A 25,099-nucleotide genomic window follows, 5' to 3' on the forward strand; every position below is an offset into this window, starting at 1 on the left:
CCGAGGCTGTGTCGCACCCCGTGGTGTCCGTGCCCGGCAGCGATACTGCTGCCATGTCCCGAACGACCTGGTCCGACACCGCCGGCATGCCGTTGCGTACCCGTGCCCTGTGCTTCGGCTTGGCGCGCCTGCAGCGCACCACCTTGTCGGAGATGAGCCTGGAACAGATCGCAGCGTCCCGAGCCCTCTCCCCCGCGCCGAAGTTCCCCGCCTCGCTCATCATCGGCTCGGTGACCAAGGGCGTGTCGATCGACGAATTCAGCATGACCGGACGCGACGGGCACGACATCACCGTTCGCCGCTACCGCACCCGCCGCCACACCGACCGCGTGATGCTGTACATCCACGGCGGTGGGTGGGTACGCGGGCGTCCGCGGGACTACGACTCGATGCTGTCAATGCTCACCGACCGGGCCGACTGCACCGTGCTTGCACCGGACTACCGCAAGGCTCCGGAGCACAAAGCGCCTGCGGGACTGCACGATTCGCTGGACGTCTTCGACTGGTTGTCGCACGGTCCGGCCGAGTGCGGCACGGATGAGCCGCGCGTCGTCGTCGGCGGTGACAGCGCCGGCGGTAATCTCTCGGCGCTCGTCGCGATCCACGCCCGCGACCACAACCGCGAACTGCTGGGACAAGTGCTGATCTACCCGGCGACCGACCTGTCGATCGTGCACGAGATGCGCCGAGCGCCCGCACTGACCGGAGGCGACATGGACCGCTACAAGGAGCTGTACCTCGAGGGCACCGGTCTGCGGGACACCGACCCCACCTTGTCGCCGGCGCGTGCCGACCTGCGTGGTCTGGCGCCTGCTCTGGTGCAGACGGCGGACCGTGACCCGCTGGCCCAGGAAGGAATCGATTTCGCCCGGATGCTCGAACGCGCCGGGGTCCGGGTGCGCCTCACCCGGTACTACGGCGTCCCGCATGGCTTCCTCAACATGCCCGGCGCGACCAGCTGCGGCCACCAGGCACGGATGGAGATTGCCGACCAGCTGAACGACTGGTGGGTGCGATGAGCGCCGAGGTGGCCCGCCACAGGACGGCGCGCTGGTACCTGCTCGCACTCGACGTCGTCGTCGTGACGGTCTTCGCGGCCATCGGACGCCGGACCCACGGTGAGGCGAATCCTGTTGTGGGAGTGCTGGATACGGCGTGGCCGTTCCTGCTCGGCATGGTCACCGGCTGGGTGGTCGCGTACTACAACTGGGACCGCCGCGTGCCGGTGCATGTCCCGGCCGGTGTTGCGATCTGGGTCTGCGCGATCGCGATCGGCATGCTGGTGCGGCGGATCATGGGCGACGGTACGGCGCTTGCTTTCGTCATCGTCGCGACCCTGTTCGTCGGCGCCGGACTGATCGGCTGGCGCCTCATCCGGACGCTGGTGCTCAGGCGGGGCTGACCCTCCGGGTGTTGACGCGTCTTCAACGCGTCTTCAACGCTCCGGCAACGACGTCCGCAGCGGCGGGCCAGTCGAGCGGCAACGGGGTCACTCCGCGCACGGCCGGTCCGTTCACCGCTCCGCCGCCGATGAAGACCTTGGTGACGGTGCTCAGTTCGCGCAGGCGGTCGCTGTGCAGCAGCAACGGGCCGGGGCGAGTGCCGGTGAGGGTGCAGGCGTCCGCGCAGACCGCTCGCACGGCGGCCAGGATCGCGGTCCACGGCGTGTCCGCACCCAGGACGACGGGCTGCCAACCGCGGTCGCGCAGCATGAGCCCGAACAGGTGCGCCGGAAGGTCATGCAGTTCCCCGGGCGGACAGGCGAGCACGATCTTGCCGTGGACGGGGCCACTGCCCTTGCGCCGGAACTCCCCGATGACATTGCGGATGATCTGTGATCCGTGGTGCTCGTGGGCGACGCTGAGCGTGCCGTTCTCCCACATCTCCCCGATGATCCCCAGGACAGGCACGAGCAATTCCGCGACCACCGCGTCATTGCCGCGCGCACTCTGGAAATCGACGATGTGCCCGCGCATCCGGGCGGCGTCCAGGCCCATGACCGCGTCGAAGACGCCTCGCTGCGGGTCGGTCATCCGATCCACCCGTGAGTTCGTCTGTTCGATCAAGAAGGGCACCACTCTCGCGTCGGCGTACCAACCGAGGCAGGCACGTGAATTCTCTGCCGAACTATCCTTTCACAGAGACGTCCCGCAGGCCGACTGATTACGAACCTCGCGCCTCAGTGGCCAAACAGAGCAGACAGACCCGGCACAGAGCGAGAACGCCATGATCCGCAGCGCCTGAGCCCCCGGGTGCACAACTCCGTTGCCCTTGGCAGACAACGGTTCTCCGTCGATGAACGCCTGTTCCTGGTGGTGCTGGTCGCCGTGATTCACGCGATCTCCCGTACTTGTTCGACTGCCGGCGTCCTCAGAGGTACTGGCCGGTGGTGGCGACCGAATCGATCGCCTTGGCGGATCCGCCGCCGGTCTTGCCGTCGATCAGAGTGCGGATGTAGGTGATCCGTTCCCCCTTCTTGCCCGAGATGCGCGCCCAGTCGTCCGGGTTGGTGGTGTTGGGCAGGTCTTCGTTCTCCTTGAACTCCACGACGCAGCTCTGCAACAGGTGCTCGACCCGGATGCCCTTGACGCCGGTCGTGAGCTGATCCTTGATCGCCATCTTCTTGGCCCGGTCGACGATGTTCTGCACCATCGCGCCGGAGTTGAAGTCCTTGAAGTACAGGACCTCCTTGTCGCCGCTGGCGTAGGTGACTTCGAGGAAGCGGTTCTCATCGACCTCGGCGTACATCCGCTCAACGGTCGCCTGGATCATCGCCTCGACCGCGGCCTGCTTGTCACCACCGTGCTCGGCCACGTCGTCGGGGTGCAGCGGCAGCGTCGCGGTGAGGTACTTGCCGAAGATCTCGTGGGCGCTCTGTGCGTCAGGCCGTTCGATCTTGATCTTCACGTCCAGACGTCCGGGACGCAGGATGGCCGGGTCGATCATGTCCTCACGGTTGGAGGCACCGATGACGATGACGTTCTCGAGTTTCTCCACGCCGTCGATCTCCGCGAGCAGCTGCGGCACGACGGTTGTCTCGACGTCGGAGCTCACGCCCGAACCGCGGGTACGGAACAGCGACTCCATCTCGTCGAAGAACACCACCACGGGCGTGCCGTCCGAGGACGCCTCACGGGCGCGCTGGAAGATCAGCCGGATGTGCCGCTCGGTCTCACCGACGTACTTGTTGAGCAGTTCCGGACCCTTGATGTTCAGGAAGTAGCTCTTGGTCTGGTCCTGACCGGTCTTCTCGGCCACCTTGCGCGCCAGCGATGCCGCGACCGCCTTGGCGATCATCGTCTTTCCACAGCCGGGAGGGCCGTACAGCAGCACGCCCTTGGGCGGACGGAGCGCGTGCTCACGGAACAGGTCGGCGTGCAGATAAGGCAACTCGACCGCGTCCCGGATCTGCTCGATCTGGCCGGTGAGCCCACCGATGTCCTCGTACTGGATGTCGGGCACTTCCTCCAACACCAGATCGGCCACCTCGGCCTTGGGGATACGTTCGAAGACGAAGTTCGTGCGTGCGTCCAGCAGCAGCGAGTCGCCCACCCGGATGCGTTCGTCCTTGAGCGCAGCCGCCACCCGGCAGACCCGCTCCTCATCGCCGTGCAGCACGACTAGCACCCGGTCCTCGCCGAGGAACTCCTTGCACTGCACGAGTTCGCCGACGTTCTCATAGCCCAGCGTCTTGACCACGTTGAGGGCTTCGTTGAGCACGACCTCGCGTCCCGGGACCAGGTCGGTCTGCTCGATCGTCGGGCTGACCGAGACGCGCATCTTGCGCCCGGACGTCAGGATGTCGACGGTGTCGTCGGATCGTTCGAGCACCACGCCGAAGGAGGCCGGCGGTTGGGCGAGGCGGTCGATCTCACCCTTGAGCGACACGATCTGTTCGCGCGCGTCCTTCAGGGTGCGCACCAGCCGCTCGTTCTGTGTCGACAAAGTCGCCTGTGCCGACTGCAGCTGGCGGATCGTCTGTTCGAGATCGAGCCGCTGGGTCGGGTTGGTGACGCGCGTCCGCAGAGCCTCGACCTCGGCGCGCAGACTCTGCACCTCGTCGTACTGCGGGTTCTGACCGGTGGGGCGTTGGTCGGACACGTCACTCTCCTTCAACAGACGGCTCCGGCTTCGACCCTAACCGCCGGGACGCTCCTGGTCCGATTGCTGCTCACTGAATGAACGCGCCAGCTTGCGGACCTTCTTGTCCGAGACCGGCCGCTCCCCCACGTCTTCCGGGCTCCACTCGCCCGACGGCATGACGGCCTGGACGTCGGCCTCGTCGTAACCGTCCGCGGCACCCTTGCTCGGGCGACGCTTGCGCACCGGCGGGGTGACCCCCGGAGCGAGGCGGCGGGTGGCGATGAGGAAGCCGGTGTGGCCGTGCATCCGGTGCTCCGGACGCACCGCGAGACCTTCGAGGTGCCAGCCGCGAACGAGCGACTCCCACGCTTGCGGCTCGGTGAAACCGCCGTGGTCGCGCATCGCCTCGGCCGTGCGGGACAACTGCGTCGCGGTCGCGACGTAGCAGATGAGCAGGCCACCCGGCGCCAAGGCATCGCCGACCACGCCGAGGCAGTCCCATGGCGCGAGCATGTCGAGCACCACGCGGTCGACGGTGCCGTTCTCGACGGTCTGCGGGAGTGCGTCGACCAGGTCGCCGACGGTGACCGACCACCCGGGATGCGGGGCACCGAAGAAGGAGTTGACGTTGCCCTTCGCGATCTGCGCGAAGTCATCGCGCCGCTCGAAGGAGTACAGACGTCCCTGGTCGCCGACCGCGCGCAGCAACGACATCGACAGCGCACCCGAGCCGACGCCGGCCTCGACGACCGTCGCGCCCGGGAAGATGTCACCCATGGTGACGATCTGACCGGCGTCCTTGGGGTAGACGACGGCGGCGCCGCGCGGCATCGACAGCACGAAGTCAGGCAGCAGCGGCCGCAACGCGAGGTACTCGACGCCGGCGGTGTTGGTGATTGTGGTGCCGTCCGGGCGGCCGATCAGATCGTCGTGCGCGAGGTACCCACGGTGGGTGTGGAACTGCTTGCCCGTGCCGAGCGTGATCGTGTGCATCCGACCCTTCGGATCGGTGAGTTGGACGCGTTCGCCCTCGGTGAAGGGTCCGCGGCGCAGGTCGGCACCGAGCGGGCCGTCCGTGGTCGCCGGGACGCTGTCGGTGCTGCTTTCAGGGGCGTCGGTCATGAGGCGCAAGTCTAGGTCGCACCGGCTGGTGCTCCGAACCGGCGAACGGGTCAGCGGACGGCGGAGCGCACCGCAGCGATGAGTTCGTCGCGCTCGATCCAGCCCACCGGGCGTCCGTCCGGTGCCAGCACGACGGTGCGCTCGGCGACTTCGCCGTGCCTCGCGGCGTTGTCGACCAGCTTGGAAAGGTCGTGTTCGGCGTCCTCGTCGTGTTCCAGGCGTACCACCCAGGGTCCGGACGGTTTGAGCATCAGCGCGGAAGCCGGGGTGGCCGCTCGTTGGTCGAGTGGCACCATCATCGCGCTCCCGGCCGGGACGAAGCCCTCGGGCTCACCGTTCGGCGCCATCAGGACGGTGTCGTACGGCGGCAGGTGCTCGACCGAGATGTCGTACGGGGCCGCCGACAACGGACGCAGGATGTCGCGCAGCGCGACCGACCCGAGCTGGCTGCTGACGTTGCCCCGGTTGATCGCCGCGGACGCCCCGAACCACATGAAGGACGCGATGAGCGCGATCCAGATCGTGCCGATGAGGGACAACGGACGGCCCTGCACCATGGGCCAGACGATGAGGACCGCGATGACGGCCAGCGTCACCAGACGTCCGCACCAGCCGGCGACGACCGTCCCCTTGTTGCGGTTGCCGGTGGCGGCCCACACACCCGCTTCGACCAGGTGGCCGCCGTCGAGGGGGAAGCCGGGCAGGAGATTGAACGCCGCCACCAGGCCGTTCGCCCAGGTGAACGCGACGACCAGCAGGCGGGCGACATCCGCCAGATCGAGTTGCAGTACACCGAATCCGATGAGTGCGAGCAGCGCATTGGACAGCGGGCCTACTGCCGCGACAATCGCGCTGCTGCCGGCGGTTCGGCCTTCCTTGGTGAAGGAGGTATGGCCACCCCAGAGGTCGGCGACGATCTGGTGCACCTCGAACCCGCGCCATTGTCCGGCCAGCGCGTGCGCAGCCTCGTGGACGAGGACGGAGATGAGCAGACCGACGACGTACGCGAAGGCGACGACGTAGGCGGTGGTCCCGAGTTCGGGCAGTGCCCGCTGCACCTGCGGACCGAAGGTGAACACGATGACGACCGCGATGAGCACCCAACTGCGTCCGATGAATACCGGCACTCCGCGCAGCGATCCGATCTTGAGACCGGGGGCCGGCTGCGGGGTCTGCGTCATGGGCGAAGGTTAACCGTCGGCCCTGTGCGCCTCCGAATCCAGTTGCGCGACGGTCGAGCCTGACCGACGTCGCTGGGTTGAGCCTGACCGACGTCGCTGGTTGAGCCCGACGCCCGAGGAACGAGGGCATCGGTGCCGAAACCACCGGGACGCGACACGACGGCGGCCTCGCTTTCGGAAACCTCCTGTTGGTCGATCGCGGCACGGCACGAATTCGCCGACGGAGGTTGTCGGTGGTCCCGCTTAGAGTTTCTTCATGGCCATCAGCTACGAGTTCTACGAACCGGTATCACCGGTGGAATTCGTTCTGCTGCAATCACTTTCGGATCAGAAGCAGCGTTTGTTGAACCAGCTTCTGAACGCTTTGGGTTCACCCGCGGAAGTACTGACGTTTGCGAACCGGATCTCCCGGGAAGCATTCCACCGGCTCGAATCAGAGGCCGTGCGCAACACCGGATCCATCGCCACCGCACGGCCCATCGACGCCGGCGATCACCGCATGCTCGAAGAATCCATCACCCAATCCACACACCTCGCCTCCACCTCGCAAGCCGTTCAAGCAATGGCGATGGCCCGTTACGCCGCGATCGATGAGGAGCTGGTCGATTCCGACACCGGGGTCACGGCGAAGGTCGAACACCCGCTCGGTCACCAGGCGTCGTTTGCCGACACGGACCTGGCGGCTGCGTGTCAGATGGCTCCCCGCACTGCGTCGAGCAAGATGAGCAACTCCATCGATGCGTGCACCAAGACACCCGGGTTGCTGGCTGCGGCGGTGGAAGGGGAGATCCCGTTCTGGAAGGTGTCCCTCGTTGCGTCGGAACTGGTGAACGCCTCACCCGAGACGTCCCGCCGGGTCGAGCAGCACCTGCTGGACACGAAGGGCTTCGACGCCTGGGGTTATCTGAAGGTGAAGTCCGCGGCACGGGCGTTGGTGACGCAGTGGGAGGCCGAGGCTGCGAAGAAGGCGCGGGTCAAGGAAGCCAAGGACGCCACCGGTGTGTGGGTGCGTCCCTCCGACATTGCCGGGATGGCCGAGTTGTGCGCCGTCGGGCCGGCCGACCAGATTGCCCGCATCTACGGAGCCGTGGACCAGTTGGCTGATCAACGCGCCAAGAACCCGCCCGAGGGTGACGACCCCGATGAGTCGAAGCCGACGCTCGGACAACTGCGCCTGGGCGCGTTGCACGACCTCGTCACACAAGGCGCCGACGTCAGCTACCAGGTCGTGGTCCAGGTCCCTGTGGTTCGTGAGGAACGCGAGGAACAGGCTGCGACCGCGGCCAAACGTGCCACCGACGACGCGGAACACGAGGCCGAGGCGTCCCCGGACGACGGATCACCCCCACCCGGACAGTCCAGTTCATCACCGCGAGGCCCGGACGACGACTTTGAATTCGCTTCAGAAACAGGTGAAACCGCCCGGGCGTACAAAGCCGGTTGGGCACGGATCGCAGGGATCGGGTTCATCCGGCCCGAGGTCCTCGACGCGTTGATCGAGCAGTTCGGTTGCCGCCTGACCCGGGCACTGGTCGACGCCGACACCGGAGTCACGTGTGAGACCTCGACGACGGCGTACGAGCCGACATCAAGGATGAGGGAGTTCGTCCAGCAACGCGACCAGACCTGCCGGTTCCCGATGTGCACCCGGACCGCCATCAGGTGCGACATCGATCATGTCGTCGAATGGCCGCATGGGCCGACTGCCGTTCAGAACCTCGCCGCACTCTGTCGTCACCATCATGACGCGAAGACCAAGAAGCACTGGGACTACGACATGAGCGACGACGGAGTCTGCACCTGGACCTCACGCACCGGCCGCACTTACGTCACCTACCCCGACTCCGTACACGACGCCTCGTAGGTCCCATCCTGTCGGAGCCGGGACTGAGTGTCGGTGGGGCTGTCTAGGGTCATACCCATGCAGGACGGCATGATGACTGATTCAAGGATCGGCGACCATCCGGTGACACGTGTGAAACGAGCGATCTCGCCGAGCCGCGCGGCCGACTACATGCAATGTCCGCTGCTGTACCGCTTCCGCGTCATCGACCGGCTGCCCGAGCCACCGTCCGCCGCGGCCGCTCGCGGCACCCTCGTCCACGCCGTGCTGGAACGACTCTTCGATGTCGAGGCGGCCGATCGGACGCTCGAGCATGCCCACTCTCTGCTCGCACCGCAGTGGGAGGCGCTCGTCGAGAGCGAGCCCGAACTCGCGTCCCTGGTCGACGGTGAGCTCGGCGACTGGCTGCGTCCGGCCCGCACGCTGGTCGAGAAGTGGTTCGCGCTCGAGGATCCGACCCGTCTCGAACCGGCCGAGCGGGAGCTCTACGTCGAAGCCGAGGTCGACGGGCTCACCCTGCGCGGCTACGTCGACCGCCTCGACGTGGCACCGACGGGTGAGATGCGGGTGGTCGACTACAAGACCGGCCGCTCGCCGTCCGCACTGTTCGAAGCCAAGGCGCTGTTCCAGATGAAGTTCTACGCCTTGGTGCTGTGGCGCACCCGGGGCGAGATCCCCCGCCTGCTGCAACTGGTCTACCTCGGCAACGGGGAAATCGTCCGCTACTCCCCCGACGAGCGCGAACTGCTGGCGACCGAACGCAAGATCAAGGCGCTCTGGGACGCCATCGCGCGGTCGGCGAGCACCGGCGACTGGCGTCCGTCCCGTTCACGCCTGTGCTCCTGGTGCAGTCACCAGGCGCTGTGTCCGGAGTTCGGCGGCACCGCGCCACCGCTGCCTGCACTCGCAGCGGAACGCGCAGTGGATCCCGCGTATGCCGGTGAGCCGGAGGTAGGTCAGGACTGAGTCGTGCGGCTCCACAATGACTCGATGGTCTCCCCGGCCAGCGTCGCGACCTTCACCGCACCGACCTCGTCCGGCACGTCGACGATGTGCGGCACCGCGATGGTCCGGGCTCCGGCGGCGACCGCCGAGCGCGCACCGGTCGGCGAATCCTCCACCGCCAGACAGTGGCTGGGATCGACCCCGAGTGCCTCGGCGGCGACGAGGTAGGGCTGGGGATGCGGCTTGCCGTGCTCGACCACGTCCCCGGTGACGACCGCACCGAACGTGCCCGTGGGCAGTTCGTCCACCATCACCCGCGCGAAGGACTCGTACGACATCGTCACCAAGGCATTGGGAATCCCTTGTGCCACAGCCTCTTTCAGCAACTCAGCGGCACCGGGACGCCACGGGATGTGCTCGTGCATCTGCCTGATCACCGACTCCAGGAGGGTGTCGACGATCTCCTCGTCGGGCAGTGTCACCGTCGAGTTCTCCCTGATCATCTGCGCCGACACCACGAGCGGGTTACCGACGAGTTGGTGCGCCAACTCATCGGTCCACACACCACCGAACGAGGCGACAAGTTCACGCTCGGCGTTCATCCAGTACGGCTCGGTGTCGACCAGCGTGCCGTCCATGTCCCACAGAATCGCTTCCGGCATCTCTGCCATCACGATCAGTCCTCCGGTTCGTAGCCGAGGTTGGGCGAGAGCCACTTCTCGGCCTGCTTCAGCGTCCAGCCCTTGCGCTGCGCATACGACTCCACCTGGTCGCGGTTGATGCGTCCGACCACGAAGTACTGCGAATCGGGGTGGGAGAAGTACCAGCCCGAGACGGACGCGCCCGGCCACATGGCCATCGACTCGGTGAGTTCGATGCCGGTCTGGTTCTTCACGTCGAGCAGTTCCCAGAGGGTCGCCTTCTCCGTGTGGTCGGGGCAGGCGGGGTAGCCGGGGGCAGGACGGATGCCGCGGTACCTCTCGGCGATCAGGTCCTCGTTCGAGAGCGTCTCGTCGGCGGCGTAACCCCACAGTTCGTGACGCACGACCTCATGCATCCGCTCGGCGAAGGCCTCGGCCAGGCGGTCGGCGACCGATTCCAGCAGGATCGCGCTGTAGTCGTCGATCGCGTCCTTGAACTCCTTGATCTTGTCGCCTGCACCCAGGCCTGCGGTGACCGCGAAACCGCCGATGTAGTCGCGCAGGCCGGAGTCCTTAGGGGCGATGTAGTCGGCCAGGGACTTGTTCGCGACACCTTCACGGTGCTGCCCCTGCTGGCGCAGGTGGTGCAGCATCGTGCGGATCTCACCGCGCGACTCGTCGGTGTAGACCTCGATGGAGTCGCCGACGGAGTTGGCCGGGAAGAACCCGACGACGCCGGACGCCTCGAGCCAGTTCTCGGCCTCGATCTTGTCGAGCATCGCGTTCGCTTCGTCGTACAGCTTGCGCGCGGTCTCCCCCGTCGCCGGGTTGTTGAGGATGTCGGGGAAGCGTCCCTTCATCTCCCAGGCATTGAAGAACGGCTGCCAGTCGATGTACTTGCGCAGCGTGGCGATCGGGTAGTTGCGCACCACCTTGGTCCAGCTGCGGATCTGCCCGTGCACCTGGTCGTTACCGGTGTTCTCGTCCTGCTGCAGCAACATGTGCGGACGCTGCGGCTGGTAGTTCGACCAGTCGATCGGGGGACGCTTGGCCATCGCCTGCTCGTAGGAGATCAGCGGGCGGTCGTTCTTCTTCGCCGCGTGGCGCTGCCGGATCGACTCGTAATCACGCTCGACCTCGTCCAGGAAAGGTTGCTTGCGAGTGTCGGACAGCAGCGCGGACGCCGTCGGCACCGAACGCGAGGCGTCCTTCACCCACACGACCGGTCCGTGGTACTTCGAGGTCACGCGGACGGCGGTGTGTGCCTTGGACGTGGTCGCGCCGCCGAGCAACAGCGGGATGTCGAACCCCTGTCGCTCCATCTCCTGCGCGACACCGACCATCTCGTCCAGCGAGGGAGTGATCAGACCCGACAGGCCGATGATGTCGGCGTTCTCCGCCTTCGCGGTCTCCAGGATCTTGGCGGTGGGCACCATCACGCCGAGGTCGACGACGTCGTAGTTGTTGCACTGCAGCACCACACCGACGATGTTCTTGCCGATGTCGTGCACATCGCCCTTGACCGTCGCCATGACGATCTTGCCCTTGGCGCGCACCGCGTCGCCCGGCTTCTTCTCCGCCTCGATGTACGGAATCAGATGTGCGACAGCCTTTTTCATCACGCGAGCCGACTTCACGACCTGCGGCAGGAACATCTTGCCGGCACCGAAGAGGTCTCCGACGACGCCCATGCCGTCCATCAGCGGGCCCTCGATGACGGCCAGTGGCCGCTCCCCCGCCTCGGCGAGCTCGACCCGCATCTCCTCGGTGTCGGCGACGACATACTCGTCCATGCCCTTCACCAACGCGTGCGTGATGCGTTCGCGTACAGGAAGATTGCGCCACTCGAGGGCCGCGCTGTTGTCGACCGGGCCGGCTTCCTTGTTGTGCTCGGCCGCGATCTCCAGCAGCCGCTCCGTGGAGTCGGGACGTCGGTTGAGCACGACGTCCTCGATGCGCTCCTTGAGTTCGGGATCGATCTGGTCGTAGACGACCAGTGCGCCGGCGTTGACGATTCCCATGTCCATGCCCGCTTCGATGGCGTGGTACAGGAACACCGCGTGGATCGCCTCGCGCACCGGGTTGTTGCCGCGGAAGCTGAACGAGACGTTCGAGACACCGCCGGAGACCAGGGCTCCGGGCAAGTTCTGCTTGATCCAACGGGTGGCCTCGATGAAGTCGACGCCATAGTTGGAGTGCTCCTCGATACCTGTCGCGACCGCGAAGATGTTCGGGTCGAAGATGATGTCCTCGGCCGGGAAACCGATCTCCTGCGTGAGGATCTCGTACGCCTTGGAACAGATCTCCTTGCGACGCTCGACGGTGTCGGCCTGTCCCTCCTCGTCGAAGGCCATGACCACCACGGCGGCGCCGTACTTACGGCACAGGCGGGCCTGTTCGATGAACGGTTCCAGGCCCTCCTTCATCGAGATCGAGTTGACGATGGGCTTGCCCTGTACGCAGCGCAGACCGGCCTCGATGACGCTCCACTTGGACGAGTCGATCATCACCGGGACGCGGCTGATGTCGGGCTCGGAGGCGATCAGCTTGCAGAAGCGATCCATCGCCTCGATGCCGTCGATCATGCCTTCGTCCATGTTGATGTCGATGACCTGTGCGCCGGCCTCGACCTGCTGCCGCGCCACGTTCAGTGCGGTCGGGTAGTCGCCGTCCTTGATCAACTTGCGGAAACGCGCCGAACCGGTGATGTTGGTGCGCTCGCCGACGTTGACGAACAGGGAGTCCTCGACCACGTTGAGCGGTTCGAGACCGGACAGACGCAGCGCGGGGGCGATGCTCGGTACTTCGCGGGGGGACACGCCCTCGACCCGGTCGGCGATCTCGCTGATGTGCTCGGGCGTGGTGCCGCAGCAGCCGCCGAGGATGTTGACCAGTCCGTCCTGGGCGAAGCCGCCGACGACGTCCGCCATCTCCTGAGGAGTCTCGTCGTACTCACCGAAGGCGTTGGGCAGGCCGGCGTTCGGGTAGACCGAGACGAACGCGTCCGCGACCTTCGACAGTTCCGCGACGTACGGGCGCATGTCGGCGGCGCCGAGCGCACAGTTGAACCCGACAGCGAGCGGCTTGGCGTGGCGGACGCTGTTCCAGAAGGCCTCGGTGACCTGACCGGACAGCGTGCGACCGGACGCGTCCGTGATCGTGCCGGAGATGATCACCGGCCACCGGCGTCCCTCCTGCTCGAACAGGGTTTCCAGGGCGAAGATCGCCGCCTTGGCGTTGAGGGTGTCGAAGATCGTCTCGACCAGCAGCAGGTCCGAGCCGCCGTCGATCAGGCCCTGCGCCTGTTCCAGGTAAGCGTCGACGAGTTCCTGGTAGGTGATGTTGCGGGCACCCGGGTCATTGACGTCAGGAGAGATGGACGCCGTCCGGTTGGTCGGGCCGACTGCACCGGCGACATAGCGCGGTTTGTCATCGGTCGCGGCCTTGTCGCACTCCGCGCGGGCGAGCGCGGCAGAGGCGAAGTTCAACTCGTAGGAGAGATCCTCCATGCCGTAGTCGGCCATCGAGATCCGTTGTGCCGAGAAGGTGTTCGTCTCGATGATGTCGGCGCCGGCGTCGAGGTAGGCGCGGTGGATGTCGGCGATCAACTCGGGCTTGGTGATCGAGAGCAGGTCGTTGTTGCCCTTGACGTCACGCTCCCAGTCGGCGAATCGCTCGCCGCGGAACTCGTCCTCCGACAGTTTGTGCTGTTGAATGAAGACACCCATCGAGCCGTCGAGGATCATCACGCGGGAGTTGAGCGCTTCGGTGAGTTCGGCGGTGGCGTCTGGACGCTGGTGGGTCGTGTCGCGCTCGAAAGTCTCGGAGCGGGAGTCGGAGCGGCTGCTCACTGTTGGTGTTCCCTTCGTAGAGTCGCCCGAGTTTACGACACCTGCATCCCGTTGCCCGGTCACCGCCGAGGCGTGGTCGATCACTCCGTACCCTGGATCGAAGCCGTCGAACCCGGACGGGCAAACCAGGGATGAAGGGACGAATCACGTGATCGAGATCGAGGACATCCCACTGCTCGACGATCCCATCATGATCGCCGCGTTCGAGGGCTGGAACGACGCCGGCGAGGTGGCCACGAGCACCGTCGCGCACCTGATCGAGGTATGGGACGCCGATCTGGTCGCGGCGATCGACCCCGCCGAGTACTACGACTTCCAGGTGAACCGGCCACGTGTGGTCGGTGGTCCCGAATCACGGCAGATCGAGTGGCCCACGACCCGGGTCTACCTGGCCCGTGACACCCCGCTCGACCGCGACGTCCTGCTGGTGCACGGCATCGAGCCGTCGTTCCGATGGATGCAGTTCGTCCAGGAGTTGCTGTCGCTCGCCGTGGAGTCCGACATCTCCCTGCTCATCACGCTCGGCGGACTACTGGCCGACGTGCCACACCGTCGTCCGATGCCGGTGTCGGTGACTGCCGAACATCCGGACATGCAGCAGCGCTACGACGTCGAGCCCAGTGAGTACGAGGGCCCGGTCGGCATCGTCGGCGTGCTGACCGACACCGCCAATCGCACTGGCATCTCGAGTCTTTCGGTCTGGGCGGCAGTGCCCCACTACGCCGCGACCGCCCCGTCCCCGAAGGCGACATTGGCAATGGTGGTCAAGCTCGAGGAACTGCTGGACACCGTGATCGACCGCGGTGAACTTCCGGACGAGTCAGCGGCGTGGGAGCGCGGCGTCGACGAACTTGCCGCCGCCGACGAGGAGATCGCCGAGTACATCGAGGCCCTCGAACGGGCCCAAGCCACCACCGACCTGCCCGAAGCCAGCGGCGACGCGATCGCTCGCGAGTTCGAGAAGTACCTGCGCCGTCGCGACGAGGGCGGCCCCGGCCCTCGCCCCTGAGGGAACGCAAAATGCATGAGGGCACTCCGTATACGGAGTGCCCTCATGCATCGAGAGTCATCGTCGGCGGGTGGCCCGTTGTCAGAGGGCGATGCCGAGGGCGGCGTCGATCGCGTCGGTGACGCGCGGTGAAGGGCCGGCGTCGGCCCGGACGTGATCGGCCGCCCACGCGTCCATGGCCTGCAACGCGGCGGGTGCGTCGAGATCGTCGGCGAGTGCAGCGGTGATCGCGTCGGCGAGTTGGTCCGCATCGTCATCGCCGGCTCGGGACGCGACGTCGCGCCAAGTCGCCAGGCGCTCCTTCGCACTCTCGAGCTGGTCGTCGGTGTACTCCCAGTCGAGGGCGTAGTGGTGGTCAAGGACGACCAGGCGCACGGCCATCGGGTCGACGCCCTCCGCGCGTAGTTGGGAGACCTTGACCAGGTTGCCCAGCGACTTGCTCATCTTCTCGCCGTCGTAGGCCACCATCGCCTGGTGGGCGTAACGGTGCGCGAACGGGCTCTTCCCGGTCAGCGCTTCCGCCTGGACCGCTGACATCTCGTGGTGGGGAAAGACGAGGTCGGTGCCGCCGCCCTGCAGGGTGAATCCCATGCCGAGGTGGTCCAGCGCGATCGTCGTGCATTCCAGGTGCCAGCCGGGGCGTCCGGGGCCGAGTTCGACTCCGTCCCAATGGGGTTCGCCCTTGCGCCAACCGCGCCAGAGCAGCGGGTCGAGCACGTCGCGCTTGCCCGGGCGGTCGGGGTCTCCCCCGCGGTCGGCGAACACTTCCAACATCTGCTCGCGGTTCCAGCCGCTTGTTTCACCGAAGCTGGGCTGGGTCGACAGGTCGAGATAGAAGTCCTGGACGCCGTCCTGCCCGGCTTCGGACGCGTCCACCGGCAGGCCGTACGCCACGCCTTCCGCGACCAGTCGCGAAATGACCTCGACATGGCGAGGCATCGTCTCGACGACGCCGACGTAGTGCTGGGGGGGAAGGTTGCGCAGGGCCTCCATGTCGGCGTGGAAGATGTCGATCTCACGCTGGGCGAGGTCCTGCCAGTCGATGCCGTCGCGCGCTGCCCGTTCGAGCAGCGGGTCGTCGATGTCGGTGACGTTCTGTACATAGGTGACGTCGTGGCCGGCGTTGCGCAGTGCGCGGATCGCGAGGTCGAAGGTCACATAGGTGGCGGCGTGCCCGAGGTGCGTCGTGTCGTACGGGGTGATCCCGCAGACGTATACGCCGACCGGGTCTTTCGTCGGGACGACCTCGAGTTCACCGGTGTGTTCGTCGCGCAACCGCAGGGCGGGTGCCGCTTTCGCCAGGCGGGGAAAGGACGGCTGAGACCAGGACTTCACGGCGTAGAGCCTAGTTGTCGGGCGGGCTTGCTCACGAGACGGTCGGCTGAGCCGTTCACCACAGTGCCACCACGGGTCACCACAGTGGCCACGGCAGCGGATGCCGGTCCTCGGGCACCTCGGGCATCACGCCGTCGGCGAGCAGGCCGTGCAGCCTTTCGTGCAATGCCTCGATCTCAGAGAGCGTGAGCAAGGGCTCCAACTGCGCCACAAGCCCGCCGTCAAGTGCCTCGGAAAAGCGTTGCAGCGCAGCGATATCCGTGGCGGCGATGGGCTCACCGGCGAAGCCCCAGAACACCGTCCGCAGCTTCTGCTCCTCGTGGAAGCACAGGCCGTGATCGATGGCCCAGAACGTGGCGTCGTCCGCCAGCAGCGCACTCGCCTTGCGGTCGGCGTTGTTCAGCAGTGCGTCGAACACCGCGAGCGTGCGCAGGCGCGGGGTGTCGCTGTGCGAGACGACCAGCGGTCGATCTGTCTCGTCCCGGACGGCGAGCACAGGGACGTTGCCGTCCGGGACGTCAGCCGGCGCGTCGATGCGGACGAAGTCGGGGTCCTCCCGCCCCTCGAGCGGTCCGACCCACTGCTGAACGGTGCCCGGCCCGAGCGGCCCGTCCCGCAGGACCGTCCTGGGCACGAAGTTCCAGCCGGTGGCGTCCGAGACGTACGAGGCCGCCAGCTCGCGTCCGGCGAGGGACCCGTCGGGGAAGTCCCACAAGGGTCGTTCGCCTCGAATCGGCTTGTAGACCGCGGCTGTTCGCTTCTCACCCTCGCCCACCCAGACACGCAGCGCGACATTGGACGCATCGACCAGCCGTCCTTCGATCTCCAGGTCGCTGTCGGCCAGCAGCCGCAGCACCTGGTCGTCAGCGCTTGTATCCGTTGGCACGGGGACAGACATGGCCGTTCGGGTTCAGCGGGTCGCCGCAGAGCGGGCACGGCGGACGGCCCTGCTCAAGCAATGCCGTTGCACGACGGGTGAATTCGCGCGCCATCTGCGGCTGCACCGCGACGCGGAGCATGGTGCTGTCGGGTTCGTCGACGGCGACGGACGGTTCGCCCGATTCGTCCACCTCGACCGACACGGTGGAATCGAGGCACTCCACGATCACGCGCAGCGTCTCCGGATCCCAGGCAAGAGTGAGGGTGCCCACCCGGAATTCATCATCGATCGGGGTGCTCAGTGGCTCGTTGTCCGGCTCCATGACCGGGACGTCAGCGGTGGCATCCAGCTGGTCGAGCAGTTCATCGATCCGCTCGGCAAGCATCGCGACCTGCGCCTTCTCCAGCGACACGCTGGTGATCCGGCGGCCGTCGACGGCCTGCAGGAAGAAGGTGCGCTGGCCCGCAGGGCCGACGGTGCCCGCGACGAACCTGTCGGGGTCCACGTACTCGATCAACGGCATGTACCGACCCTAACGCCGCGGCTCAGCCCTGCGCGGTCGAGCCACCGCCGACAGTTGCCTCGGCGTCCTTCGCCTGATCGGGCTTCGGCACGAGGTCGGCGGGATCGCTACCGGTGTCGTTGATCCGCAGCACGAACGGCCGCGTAGCGGTGAGCCGCACGGCGCTCAGCGAGGCCGGACCGACGGTGATGCGCTGGAACTGGTCGATGTGCTCACCGAGACATTCGGCGAGGATCGACTTGATCACGTCACCGTGGGACACCAGCGCCCACACCGCGTGCGCACCGACCTGTTGCTCGAAATGTGCGTCGTAGTGCCGCATCGTCTCGACCGCTCGCAACTGCATCTGGGCGATCGACTCGTGCCGGTACTGCTCGCTCGCAGGAAATGTGGCCGCGCTCGGGTGATCCTGCACAGTGCGCCAGAGGTCTTCCTTCGCCAGCTCTTTGAGCGGCCGGTTCGTCCAACCGCCGTAGTGGCACTCCCCCACGCCCTCGTCGACCGTCACCTCGACCTCACGCCCGGAGACGATCGCGTCCGTCGTCTCACGGCAGCGCTGCAACGGGCTGGTCACCACGCCGGCCAACGGAACATCGAGCAGCCGTCGGCCGAGCGCGGTCACCTGCTCCTTGCCGGTGTCGTCGAGACCGACACCCTCGGTCCAGCCGGCCAGCAGCCCGGCGGCGTTCGCCGCGGTCCGCCCGTGCCGCAGCAACAACACGGTGGTCACGAGGAACGCAGTCCCTCGTCGTCCATCAATCGTGCGATGAGTCCGAGCAGTTCGATCCGCTCCTGCATGCTGTCCATCCACGGCGAAACCGCGAGCGTCGTCACGCCGGCTTTCGCATAGGCACGCAGCCGGGCGCGGATCGCTTCTGCGTCTGCGACCATCGCGGTGCGTTCGATGAACTCGCGCGGCACGGCTGCGGCCGCGTCGCGGTGCTGCTTGGCCAGGAACAGATCCTGGACGTGGTCTGCGTGCTTCTCGAAGCCCATCCGGGTGGCGAGCGCGTGATAGAAGTTCTTGTCCCTCGAGCCCATGCCACCGATGTAGAGAGCGGCGTGGCCGCGCAGCCGATCGGCTGCGGTGTCGACGTTGTCGGCCATGCTCACGTTGACGGAGGCGACGACGTCGAACCCGTCCATCGTCAGGTCGGACTTCGCCCGGCCGCCCGCGATCGTCTCGAGTTGCTCGGGCAGGTGTTCGGGGCTGACGAAGATGCCGATCCAGCCGTCGGCGATCTCGCCGGTGAGCGCGAGGTTCTTCGGACCGAGCGAGGCCAGGTAGATCGGCACATTCTCCCGTTCGGGCAGCAAGAGCAGCCGCAGAGACTTGCCCGGGCCGTCCGGCAGCGGTAGATCGAAGTGCTTGCCGTGGAACTCCACGTTCTGACGACCGAGTGCCTGCCGGACGATCTCGACGTACTCACGGGTGCGACCCAGCGGATCGGCGAACCTGACACCGTGCCAGCCCTCGCTGACCTGCGGCCCGGAGACACCGAGGCCCAGGTGAAAGCGTCCGCCGGTGATCCGGTCGAGCGTCGCCGCGGTCATCGCGGTCATCGCCGGGCTGCGACCGGGAATCTGCATGATCGCGGCGCCATACCCGACGTGTTCGGTGTGTGCAGCCAGGTAACCGGTCAGGCTCGGGATGTCGGAGCCGTACGCCTCCGCCAGCCAGACGACGTCGTACCGATGCTCGTCGGCGGCCTTCGCCAGGGCGAGCATGCCGTCGAGGTCGTCGGTGCCGGTCGTTCCCCAGTAGCCCACATTGAGCGCAAGTCGCATGTTTGGAACGGTACTCGCTCCACGGTGCGTCAGCGGGGTCGCCCGCGTGGCCGCCGATAGGTTGGGGCCATGCTTTCGCGCTCCCTCGGTCGCAGCGGACTGACCGTTTCTACGCTCACTCTCGGCACGATGAACTGGGGCACCCAGGTCGACGAGGACGACGCGCGCCTGTTGCTCGAGGACTATCTGGACGCCGGTGGCACCACGATCGACACCGCGTACGGGTACGCCGACGGCGGCAGCGAGACGATCATCGGGTCCCTCATCGAGGGCCTGCACCGCGAGGACCTCGTCCTTGTCGGAAAGGCCGGTATCTCGCGTCGTACCGGGCAGCGGGTGGTCGACACCTCCCGTGGTGCGCTGCTGACCCAGTTGGACGCGTCCCTCACCCGACTCGGCACCGAGCATATGGACCTCTGGCTGGTGCACAGCTGGTCGGACGAGGTGCCCTGGCAGGAGACGCTCGGAGCGTTGGAGTGCGCGGTGACGTCGGGCAAGGCCCGCTACGTCGGGGTTTCCAATTACTCCGGTTGGCAGTCGGCGATCGTCGCCGGTGAGGCGCAGCGACTGCGAATTCCCTTGGTGGCCAACCAGGTTCAGTACAGCCTGCTCGACCGGTCGGCTGAGGCCGAGATTCTGCCGGCTGCAGACGCGCTAGGGCTCGGGGTGATGGCGTGGTCACCGTTGGCCGGTGGGGTGCTCACCGGCAAGTACCGTGGTGGCGTCCCGGCCGAGAGCCGGGCGAGCTCGGGCGATCACCCGCGTTGGGCCGACCAGATGCTCGGTGCGGCGGACGGGCCTGTGATGAAGGCCGTCGCGACGGCGGCTGACGGGCTCGGCGTCTCGCAGACCGAGGTGGCGCTGGCCTGGTTGCGCGAACGTCCGGCACTCAGCAGTTGCGTCGTCGGAGCTCGTAAGCAGACCCAGTTGCGCGCCGCGCTCGCGTCCCAGCGGCTCGACATCGCCCCGGCGATCCGTCAGGCGCTCGACGAGGTCTCCGCGCGCTGAGGAGCTGCTGACTATTCCGACTCGTAGTCGATGTCGTCGACCTCGAACCCGCGGTACGGCTCGTCATCGTCGTCGTCCTCGAACTCGCTCAGGTCGACCTCGTCATCGTCGTCCTCTTCCTCATCGTCCGAGTCTTCGTCTTCGTCTTCATCTTCATCGAGGTCGTCGTCGAAGTCGTCCTCGTCGGCGGGCAGGAAGAAAGGGGTATTGAGCCCGTACGCCTCGTACAGCGCGTCCTCGTAGGTCTCGAAGGCGTCGGCGAGCGAGTCGGCGGCCTCCTGGACATGGGGGTCGTCGTTGCCGCGTCCGCTGGACGCGAGTTCGAAATGCCGTTCCACGGCGTTGATGAAGAAGGAGAGGGCGGCACGCGGGTCGACGCTCATGCACCGAACGCTATCGGCTCTGACGCACAATAGGCAGCGATGACCGAGTACGAGTACCAGGTGCTGACGTTCCCGCGAGACGTGGAGCGCTCCGTCGTGCGCCAGACGCTGACCGATCACGCCGAGTACGGGCATTGGGAATTGGCCCGCACCCGGCTCTATCTGGGCGGTCTGCGCAAGGTGTGGTTGCGGCGCCGGATCATCCGGGTGCGCCGCACCGCCTGAGTTCGATCGGTCGGCGCCGGTCAGCAGTCGCGCATGAACTCACCGAGCACGTCGGCTCCGAACCGTAGCGATTCCAACGGAACTCGCTCGTCGATGCCGTGGAACATCGGCGCGAAGTCGAGGTCGGCCGGCAGCCGCAGCGGGGCGAACCCGTAGCCGACGACGCCGAGTTTCGCGAGCGACTTGTTGTCCGTGCCACCGGAGAGGCAGTACGGCAGCACTGCCGCGTCCGGGTCCTGGGTGGCGAGTGCCTGCTTCATCTTGTCGACCAGCGGTCCTTCGACCGGTGCGTCCAACGCGATGTCCTTGTGCACGATCTGCACCTCGACGAACTCACCCGCAAGGCGTTCGATTGTGCTCATCAACTCGTTCTCGTGGCCGGGAAGGAACCGGCAGTCCAGGCTCGCCGACGCTGATTGCGGAATGACGTTGTGCTTGTAGCCGCTGTTGAGCATCGTGAAATTGGAGGTGTCGCGCAGCGTTCCTTCGACGAACCCCCGTGCGCCGCCGATGGTCGCGAGCAGCTCGCCCGCGTCGTCCGGCGAGTAGGTGATGCCGGTGATCTCGCTCAGGCCGTCGAGGAGCAGCGAGACGCTGGCGATGTACTCGCGCGGCCAGTAGTGAGCGTTGATGCGTGCGATCGCCTCTGCGAGTCGGACCACGGCGTTCTCGTCGTTCGGCACCGATCCGTGACCGGCCCGTCCGTGAGCCACCAGACGCAACCAGGCGATGCCCTTCTCGGCGGTCTGCAACAGGTAGACGCGCTGCTGTCCCCCGGCCTTCTTGGGCACCGTGACGCTGTAGCCGCCCACCTCGCTCACTGCTTCGGTCGCGCCCTCGAACAGTTCCGGACGGTGCTCGACCAGCCAGTTCGCGCCCTTGGCTCCGCCGGCCTCCTCGTCGGCGAACATGCCGATGATCAGGTCGCGCGGCGGCTTCCTGCCGGAGCGGACGAGTTCGCGCACGTTCGCGATGATCATCGCGTCCATGTCCTTCATGTCGACCGCGCCGCGTCCCCACAGGCAGTCGTCCTTGATCTCGGCGGCGAACGGATCGACCTGCCAGTCCTCGGCATTCGCGGGCACGACGTCGAGGTGGCCGTGGACGACCAGCGCACCGCGCGAGGAGTCCTCCCCTTCGATACGGACGACGACGCTCGCGCGGCCGGGCTCACTTTCGATGAGTTCAGGATCCAGGCCCACCTCGGTGAACTCCGACATCACGTACTCGGCGGCCTTGCGCTCGCCGGGGCCTTTGTCGTTGCCGTAATTGCTGGTGTCGATGCCGATGAGGTCCTGACAGATACGCACGACCTCGTCCCGCGCTCGGGTCTGTTGCTGATCGTTCATCGCTGCTCCTGCGTCTACTTGCCGGTCTCGTCGGTCTGCTACCACTGTGCCAAACGCCGTACCTCGTCGATCGTGTCGGCCTGCTCGGCGGTCTTGTCGTCGCGGTAACGCAGCACTCGCGCGAACCGCAGCGCGACTCCGCCGGGATACCTGGTCGATTTCTGCAGGCCGTCGAACGCGATCTCGACGACCTGCTCCGGACGCACCCGCACCACCCAGTCGTCGCGGTCGGTCATGAGGTCGGTGAACCGCTCGGTCTGCCAGGCGAGCATCTCGTCGGTCATTCCCTTGAAGGTCTTGCCGAGCATGATGAAGTCACCGGTGTTCGGGTCACGGGCGCCCAGATGGATGTTCGACAGGAAGCCCGTGCGTCGACCGCTGCCTTCCTCGACAGCGAGCACGACGAGGTCGAGCGTGTGACGTGGTTTCACCTTGACCCACCCGCTGCCCCGGCGTCCGGCGGCATAGACCGAGTCGAGGCGTTTGGCGACCACCCCTTCGTGTCCTCGGCCCACCCAGTCCTCGAAGAACTCCTGCGCCGCAGCGGAATTCGTCGGACGGACCGCAGTCACGACGTGCTGTTGCGGCACCAGGCGTTCGAGTCGCTCTCGTCGGACGTGCAGCGGTTCGTCGACGAGGTCGTCTCCGTCCAGATGCATGAGATCGAAGAACAACGCGGTGAGCGGGACGTTGCGGCGTAGTTCGTCGGGGTCGGCGCTGCTGGCCGTGCGAGCGCCGGTCACCTGGAACGGTTCGGGGCGACCGTCGGGACGCAGGGCGATGGCCTCGCCGTCGAGGACCGCCTCCTTCGCCGGTAGTGCGCGCACCACCTCGACCACGTCCGGGAGTCGGGCGGTGATGTCGTCCAGGCTGCGGGTGAACAACCGGACCTCGTCACCGATCTTGTGTGCTTGCAGGCGAATTCCGTCGAGTTTCACCTCGACCGTCCACTCCCCCGGCTCCTCGACCACGGACTCCACGTCCGGACTCGACCCCGCGAGCATCGGACGCAGCGGGCGCCCGACCTCGAGGCGCACCTCCTTAAGAGCAGGCGCCCCGCCGTCCAGCGCGATGGCCGCCACTGGACCGGTACGACCAGCCAGCATGACGGCTCGCCGCACGTCGGTCTCCTTCACCTGCGCCGCGGCCGCGATCGCTTTGAGCATGACTCCGTCTCCCGCGCCTTGACGAGCGTCGCCAAGCAGCAGGCCGGTCAGCAACCGCCGTTCTTGTTCGCTCAGCCGACCCCACAACTCGTCGAGCATCTCCCGGCGCCGGGTGTTCGACCCGGTGCCATGCAGATCTTCCATCCGGGTGAGCGTCGCGTCCAGGTCGAGGACGTCGACCGAAGCTTCCTCGACCGCATCCGAAGGGTTCGAGCGCAGCGATCGTCCGCCGATCCCGACCCTGCGCTGCGGCAGCGTGCCGGCGAGGTAGTCGGCGATCACCGCGCGCTCCTCGGGCCGGGCGTCACGCAGCGCCTGCGCGATCAACGCAACCTTCTCGTTGCGTGACCGCGTGGCGCCGACCCGGCGCGAGACGTCCGCGACCTGCGCGAAGAGGGTCATCGGGCGCCCGGGCTGACCAACTCGTCCAGCTGGTCCAGGCGCTGCGTCCAGAGCCGCCGCATCTCGTCGGGGTCGTTCGAGGTCTGTTGCTGCACAACGAGTTTCGAACCGGCCGGATTCGTTGCGAAAGTCACCACGAGCGCCTCGTCCACGGTCGTCACGCGCTCGTCGGGCACGACCTCGACGAAGTCAGGTTCGGGCTCGCTCGTGCCCCACCAGGTGGCGAGTTCGACCGCGTCGGTCCACGCCCGGAACAGACGTCGCGGCGCAGTATTGAAGACTCGCTCGATCTCGACGGTCTCAGTCATGGTCCACTCCTGGTCACTCGGTCAGATGGCTCCATCTTCCAGCACAGTTGCCACCCGATAACGGTTCGCGGGTGCCGCGCTGTCGAGCAGCGCCGCACCCGCGGACCCAGGAGGAGAAACGAGGTTCGGATCAGCCGTAGACCTTCTTGACACCCGTGACGTCGTCCGGGCTCATCGACAGATCGCTCGAGGCGCCGTTGCACTGCGGGTAATGCATGATGGACGAGGCGTCGTAGGGCGTCAGCGGCAACCAATTGTTGTCCTCGAAGCAGGTGCCGGCCTCGGGACGGGTGTGCTCGTGACGGAAGCCGAGCGTGTGGCCCAGTTCGTGCGCCATGATGTTCGACGGCGTCCAGGAGCCTGCGCTGAACAACTGACCTGTGTTCACCAGGACGTTCCGCTCGGACTTGCTGGAGCTCGGGAAGAACGCACGGGCGATGTAGGAGGAGTTGGAGGCGGCCGGCTCGACCGAGATCACCACATTGTTGTTACTGGTCGAACAATTGGCGTCCTGGCTGGAGTCGTGGATGAAAGTCGATGCCGGACGACGCCGACTCCCACTGGCCCGCCCCCGACTGCATCGCGGCCGCGACATCGGCGTGCTCGCTGCCGAACTTCGTCGAGACGCAGTAAGTCAGGCTCCTCGCCTGGGTCGCGGTCCACTTGTCGTCGCCGGTGTAGGTGCGGTTGATGATCAGACCGTCCTTCTCGGGCGGAGTGGTCATCTCGGTGTAGTAGTCCTTGAGTTCGCCCTTGTTCGAGAGCGGTTCGTCACCGTTGACGATGTACTGCTTGTCCGTGTCCTGGTAGGTGCTCGCCGCGAACTCCTCGAAGCTCGGCGCGGCCGATGCGAAAGACGCCCCTGCGACGCCGAAGGCGTCGACGGTTGCAGCGGCGACACGGGTGATGCAGTGACTCATCGGAAAGGATCCCTTACTGGCTCTCCGCATTTGAGCGGGGCGTGTGCTGATTTCATGCTGCTGGTCTCTGCCCTCGGGTGAGGGCGATGTGGACCATGATGCGCCTTCGGTAGTTGTCCATGTTGGTGAAGCCGCAT

General features: G+C 66.5%; 24 protein-coding genes. 7 read left to right on the forward strand and 17 right to left on the reverse strand.

From position 1 onward, the window contains the following. The first annotated feature begins 53 nt into the window (after positions 1-53). Both ACYU8W_RS11415 and ACYU8W_RS11420 read left to right on the forward strand, forming a co-directional pair. Entirely contained in the window at positions 54-1,019 is a 966-nt protein-coding gene (locus tag ACYU8W_RS11415) for an alpha/beta hydrolase (RefSeq protein WP_499469160.1), read from the forward strand. Beyond that, positions 1,016-1,402, forward strand: a complete 387-nt coding sequence (locus ACYU8W_RS11420; protein WP_499469162.1) for a DUF3054 domain-containing protein — start codon at positions 1,016-1,018, stop codon at positions 1,400-1,402. Before ACYU8W_RS11415 ends, ACYU8W_RS11420 begins: the two co-directional genes overlap by 4 nt. 22 nt (positions 1,403-1,424) lie before the next feature. On the opposite strand, the gene ACYU8W_RS11425 is transcribed toward ACYU8W_RS11420, so the two are convergent. The 4 genes from ACYU8W_RS11425 to ACYU8W_RS11440 all read right to left on the reverse strand — a co-directional run bounded on the left by ACYU8W_RS11425 (position 1,425) and on the right by ACYU8W_RS11440 (position 6,386). Next, positions 1,425-2,033 (reverse strand): cobalamin B12-binding domain-containing protein, encoded by a 609-nt coding sequence (locus ACYU8W_RS11425; protein WP_499469164.1) that lies wholly within the window; start codon positions 2,031-2,033, stop codon positions 1,425-1,427. Between the two features lie 337 nt (positions 2,034-2,370). Beyond that, on the reverse strand, positions 2,371-3,975 hold the full coding sequence (arc, locus tag ACYU8W_RS11430) for a proteasome ATPase (RefSeq protein ID WP_499469202.1): 1,605 nt from the start codon (positions 3,973-3,975) through the stop codon (positions 2,371-2,373). Positions 3,976-4,137: 162 nt separating this feature from the next. After that, positions 4,138-5,205 carry a tRNA (adenine-N1)-methyltransferase gene (locus ACYU8W_RS11435; protein WP_499469166.1) on the reverse strand — a complete coding sequence of 356 codons (1,068 nt, stop codon included), beginning with the start codon at positions 5,203-5,205 and terminating at the stop codon, positions 4,138-4,140. Positions 5,206-5,255: 50 nt separating this feature from the next. Then, positions 5,256-6,386: a site-2 protease family protein gene (locus tag ACYU8W_RS11440; RefSeq protein ID WP_499469168.1), complete on the reverse strand. Its 1,131-nt coding sequence runs from the start codon at positions 6,384-6,386 to the stop codon at positions 5,256-5,258. A 256-nt stretch (positions 6,387-6,642) separates the two neighbouring features. On the opposite strand from ACYU8W_RS11440, the gene ACYU8W_RS11445 reads away from it, so the two are divergent. Beyond that, entirely contained in the window at positions 6,643-8,250 is a 1,608-nt protein-coding gene (locus ACYU8W_RS11445; RefSeq protein ID WP_499469170.1) for an HNH endonuclease signature motif containing protein, read from the forward strand. A gap of 57 nt (positions 8,251-8,307) precedes the next feature. Next, the gene (locus ACYU8W_RS11450) at positions 8,308-9,195 is read left to right on the forward strand and encodes a RecB family exonuclease (RefSeq protein ID WP_499469172.1); all 888 of its coding nucleotides are present in this window, start codon (positions 8,308-8,310) and stop codon (positions 9,193-9,195) included. On the opposite strand, the gene ACYU8W_RS11455 is transcribed toward ACYU8W_RS11450, so the two are convergent. Together ACYU8W_RS11455 and metH are read right to left on the reverse strand one after the other, a co-directional pair. Continuing rightward, positions 9,186-9,845, reverse strand: coding sequence for an HAD family hydrolase (locus ACYU8W_RS11455; protein ID WP_499469174.1), 660 nt, complete (start codon positions 9,843-9,845; stop codon positions 9,186-9,188). The genes ACYU8W_RS11450 and ACYU8W_RS11455 overlap by 10 nt on opposite strands. A gap of 5 nt (positions 9,846-9,850) precedes the next feature. Then, the gene (gene metH / locus ACYU8W_RS11460; protein WP_499469176.1) at positions 9,851-13,666 is read right to left on the reverse strand and encodes a methionine synthase; all 3,816 of its coding nucleotides are present in this window, start codon (positions 13,664-13,666) and stop codon (positions 9,851-9,853) included. A gap of 148 nt (positions 13,667-13,814) precedes the next feature. Here metH and ACYU8W_RS11465 point away from each other — a divergent pair, with 148 nt between their 5' ends. Then, positions 13,815-14,675 (forward strand): PAC2 family protein, encoded by an 861-nt coding sequence (locus ACYU8W_RS11465; protein ID WP_499469178.1) that lies wholly within the window; start codon positions 13,815-13,817, stop codon positions 14,673-14,675. Positions 14,676-14,756: 81 nt separating this feature from the next. Here the strand turns inward: ACYU8W_RS11465 and mshC are convergent, their stop codons facing one another. The 5 genes from mshC to ACYU8W_RS11490 all read right to left on the reverse strand — a co-directional run bounded on the left by mshC (position 14,757) and on the right by ACYU8W_RS11490 (position 19,201). Further along, the gene (gene mshC, locus ACYU8W_RS11470; RefSeq protein ID WP_499469180.1) at positions 14,757-16,010 is read right to left on the reverse strand and encodes a cysteine--1-D-myo-inosityl 2-amino-2-deoxy-alpha-D-glucopyranoside ligase; all 1,254 of its coding nucleotides are present in this window, start codon (positions 16,008-16,010) and stop codon (positions 14,757-14,759) included. 76 nt (positions 16,011-16,086) lie between these two features. Next, on the reverse strand, positions 16,087-16,896 hold the full coding sequence (locus ACYU8W_RS11475) for an SCO1664 family protein (RefSeq protein ID WP_499469182.1): 810 nt from the start codon (positions 16,894-16,896) through the stop codon (positions 16,087-16,089). Then, complete coding sequence (locus tag ACYU8W_RS11480) at positions 16,874-17,413, reverse strand: DUF3090 domain-containing protein (RefSeq protein WP_499469183.1); 540 nt, start codon at positions 17,411-17,413, stop codon at positions 16,874-16,876. Before ACYU8W_RS11480 ends, ACYU8W_RS11475 begins: the two co-directional genes overlap by 23 nt. A 22-nt stretch (positions 17,414-17,435) precedes the next feature. Beyond that, complete coding sequence (locus ACYU8W_RS11485; protein ID WP_499469185.1) at positions 17,436-18,143, reverse strand: MSMEG_4193 family putative phosphomutase; 708 nt, start codon at positions 18,141-18,143, stop codon at positions 17,436-17,438. Beyond that, complete coding sequence (locus ACYU8W_RS11490; protein ID WP_499469187.1) at positions 18,140-19,201, reverse strand: LLM class F420-dependent oxidoreductase; 1,062 nt, start codon at positions 19,199-19,201, stop codon at positions 18,140-18,142. Before ACYU8W_RS11490 ends, ACYU8W_RS11485 begins: the two co-directional genes overlap by 4 nt. A gap of 69 nt (positions 19,202-19,270) precedes the next feature. Here ACYU8W_RS11490 and ACYU8W_RS11495 point away from each other — a divergent pair, with 69 nt between their 5' ends. Continuing rightward, positions 19,271-20,209 (forward strand): aldo/keto reductase, encoded by a 939-nt coding sequence (locus ACYU8W_RS11495; RefSeq protein WP_499469189.1) that lies wholly within the window; start codon positions 19,271-19,273, stop codon positions 20,207-20,209. Positions 20,210-20,220: 11 nt separating this feature from the next. Here ACYU8W_RS11495 and ACYU8W_RS11500 read toward each other — a convergent pair whose 3' ends face one another. Then, positions 20,221-20,592: a hypothetical protein gene (locus ACYU8W_RS11500; protein WP_499469190.1), complete on the reverse strand. Its 372-nt coding sequence runs from the start codon at positions 20,590-20,592 to the stop codon at positions 20,221-20,223. Positions 20,593-20,631: 39 nt separating this feature from the next. Here ACYU8W_RS11500 and ACYU8W_RS11505 point away from each other — a divergent pair, with 39 nt between their 5' ends. Further along, positions 20,632-20,817 (forward strand): DUF5703 family protein, encoded by a 186-nt coding sequence (locus ACYU8W_RS11505; RefSeq protein ID WP_129626864.1) that lies wholly within the window; start codon positions 20,632-20,634, stop codon positions 20,815-20,817. A gap of 20 nt (positions 20,818-20,837) precedes the next feature. Here ACYU8W_RS11505 and ACYU8W_RS11510 read toward each other — a convergent pair whose 3' ends face one another. The 5 genes from ACYU8W_RS11510 to ACYU8W_RS11530 form a co-directional block, all read right to left on the reverse strand. Beyond that, entirely contained in the window at positions 20,838-22,166 is a 1,329-nt protein-coding gene (locus ACYU8W_RS11510) for a M20/M25/M40 family metallo-hydrolase (RefSeq protein WP_499469192.1), read from the reverse strand. A 38-nt stretch (positions 22,167-22,204) separates the two neighbouring features. Then, positions 22,205-23,734 carry an ATP-dependent DNA ligase gene (locus tag ACYU8W_RS11515; protein WP_499469194.1) on the reverse strand — a complete coding sequence of 510 codons (1,530 nt, stop codon included), beginning with the start codon at positions 23,732-23,734 and terminating at the stop codon, positions 22,205-22,207. Beyond that, complete coding sequence (locus ACYU8W_RS11520; protein WP_499469195.1) at positions 23,731-24,042, reverse strand: SRPBCC family protein; 312 nt, start codon at positions 24,040-24,042, stop codon at positions 23,731-23,733. Before ACYU8W_RS11520 ends, ACYU8W_RS11515 begins: the two co-directional genes overlap by 4 nt. 130 nt (positions 24,043-24,172) lie before the next feature. After that, positions 24,173-24,637: a M57 family metalloprotease gene (locus ACYU8W_RS11525; RefSeq protein WP_499469196.1), complete on the reverse strand. Its 465-nt coding sequence runs from the start codon at positions 24,635-24,637 to the stop codon at positions 24,173-24,175. Further along, on the reverse strand, positions 24,531-24,962 hold the full coding sequence (locus ACYU8W_RS11530) for a hypothetical protein (RefSeq protein ID WP_499469198.1): 432 nt from the start codon (positions 24,960-24,962) through the stop codon (positions 24,531-24,533). The genes ACYU8W_RS11525 and ACYU8W_RS11530 overlap by 107 nt, the downstream gene beginning before the upstream one ends. Between the last annotated feature and the right edge of the window lie 137 nt (positions 24,963-25,099).

The sequence above is a fragment of the Yimella radicis genome, assembly GCF_054778255.1.

Coding starts and splice junctions, on each gene's coding strand:
- ACYU8W_RS11505 (WP_129626864.1), top strand. CDS start 20,632: ATGACCGAGTACGAGTACCAGGTGCTGACGTTCCCGCGAGACGTGGAG.
- ACYU8W_RS11450 (WP_499469172.1), top strand. CDS start 8,308: ATGCAGGACGGCATGATGACTGATTCAAGGATCGGCGACCATCCGGTG.
- ACYU8W_RS11510 (WP_499469192.1), bottom strand. CDS start 22,166: ATGAACGATCAGCAACAGACCCGAGCGCGGGACGAGGTCGTGCGTATC.
- ACYU8W_RS11445 (WP_499469170.1), top strand. CDS start 6,643: ATGGCCATCAGCTACGAGTTCTACGAACCGGTATCACCGGTGGAATTC.
- ACYU8W_RS11420 (WP_499469162.1), top strand. CDS start 1,016: ATGAGCGCCGAGGTGGCCCGCCACAGGACGGCGCGCTGGTACCTGCTC.
- ACYU8W_RS11520 (WP_499469195.1), bottom strand. CDS start 24,042: ATGACTGAGACCGTCGAGATCGAGCGAGTCTTCAATACTGCGCCGCGA.
- ACYU8W_RS11495 (WP_499469189.1), top strand. CDS start 19,271: ATGCTTTCGCGCTCCCTCGGTCGCAGCGGACTGACCGTTTCTACGCTC.
- ACYU8W_RS11515 (WP_499469194.1), bottom strand. CDS start 23,734: ATGACCCTCTTCGCGCAGGTCGCGGACGTCTCGCGCCGGGTCGGCGCC.
- ACYU8W_RS11530 (WP_499469198.1), bottom strand. CDS start 24,962: ATGAGTCACTGCATCACCCGTGTCGCCGCTGCAACCGTCGACGCCTTC.
- ACYU8W_RS11490 (WP_499469187.1), bottom strand. CDS start 19,201: ATGCGACTTGCGCTCAATGTGGGCTACTGGGGAACGACCGGCACCGAC.
- ACYU8W_RS11440 (WP_499469168.1), bottom strand. CDS start 6,386: ATGACGCAGACCCCGCAGCCGGCCCCCGGTCTCAAGATCGGATCGCTG.
- ACYU8W_RS11415 (WP_499469160.1), top strand. CDS start 54: ATGTCCCGAACGACCTGGTCCGACACCGCCGGCATGCCGTTGCGTACC.
- ACYU8W_RS11525 (WP_499469196.1), bottom strand. CDS start 24,637: ATGTCGCGGCCGCGATGCAGTCGGGGGCGGGCCAGTGGGAGTCGGCGT.
- ACYU8W_RS11455 (WP_499469174.1), bottom strand. CDS start 9,845: ATGGCAGAGATGCCGGAAGCGATTCTGTGGGACATGGACGGCACGCTG.
- ACYU8W_RS11500 (WP_499469190.1), bottom strand. CDS start 20,592: ATGAGCGTCGACCCGCGTGCCGCCCTCTCCTTCTTCATCAACGCCGTG.
- ACYU8W_RS11435 (WP_499469166.1), bottom strand. CDS start 5,205: ATGACCGACGCCCCTGAAAGCAGCACCGACAGCGTCCCGGCGACCACG.
- ACYU8W_RS11480 (WP_499469183.1), bottom strand. CDS start 17,413: ATGCCGTTGATCGAGTACGTGGACCCCGACAGGTTCGTCGCGGGCACC.
- ACYU8W_RS11425 (WP_499469164.1), bottom strand. CDS start 2,033: ATGACCGACCCGCAGCGAGGCGTCTTCGACGCGGTCATGGGCCTGGAC.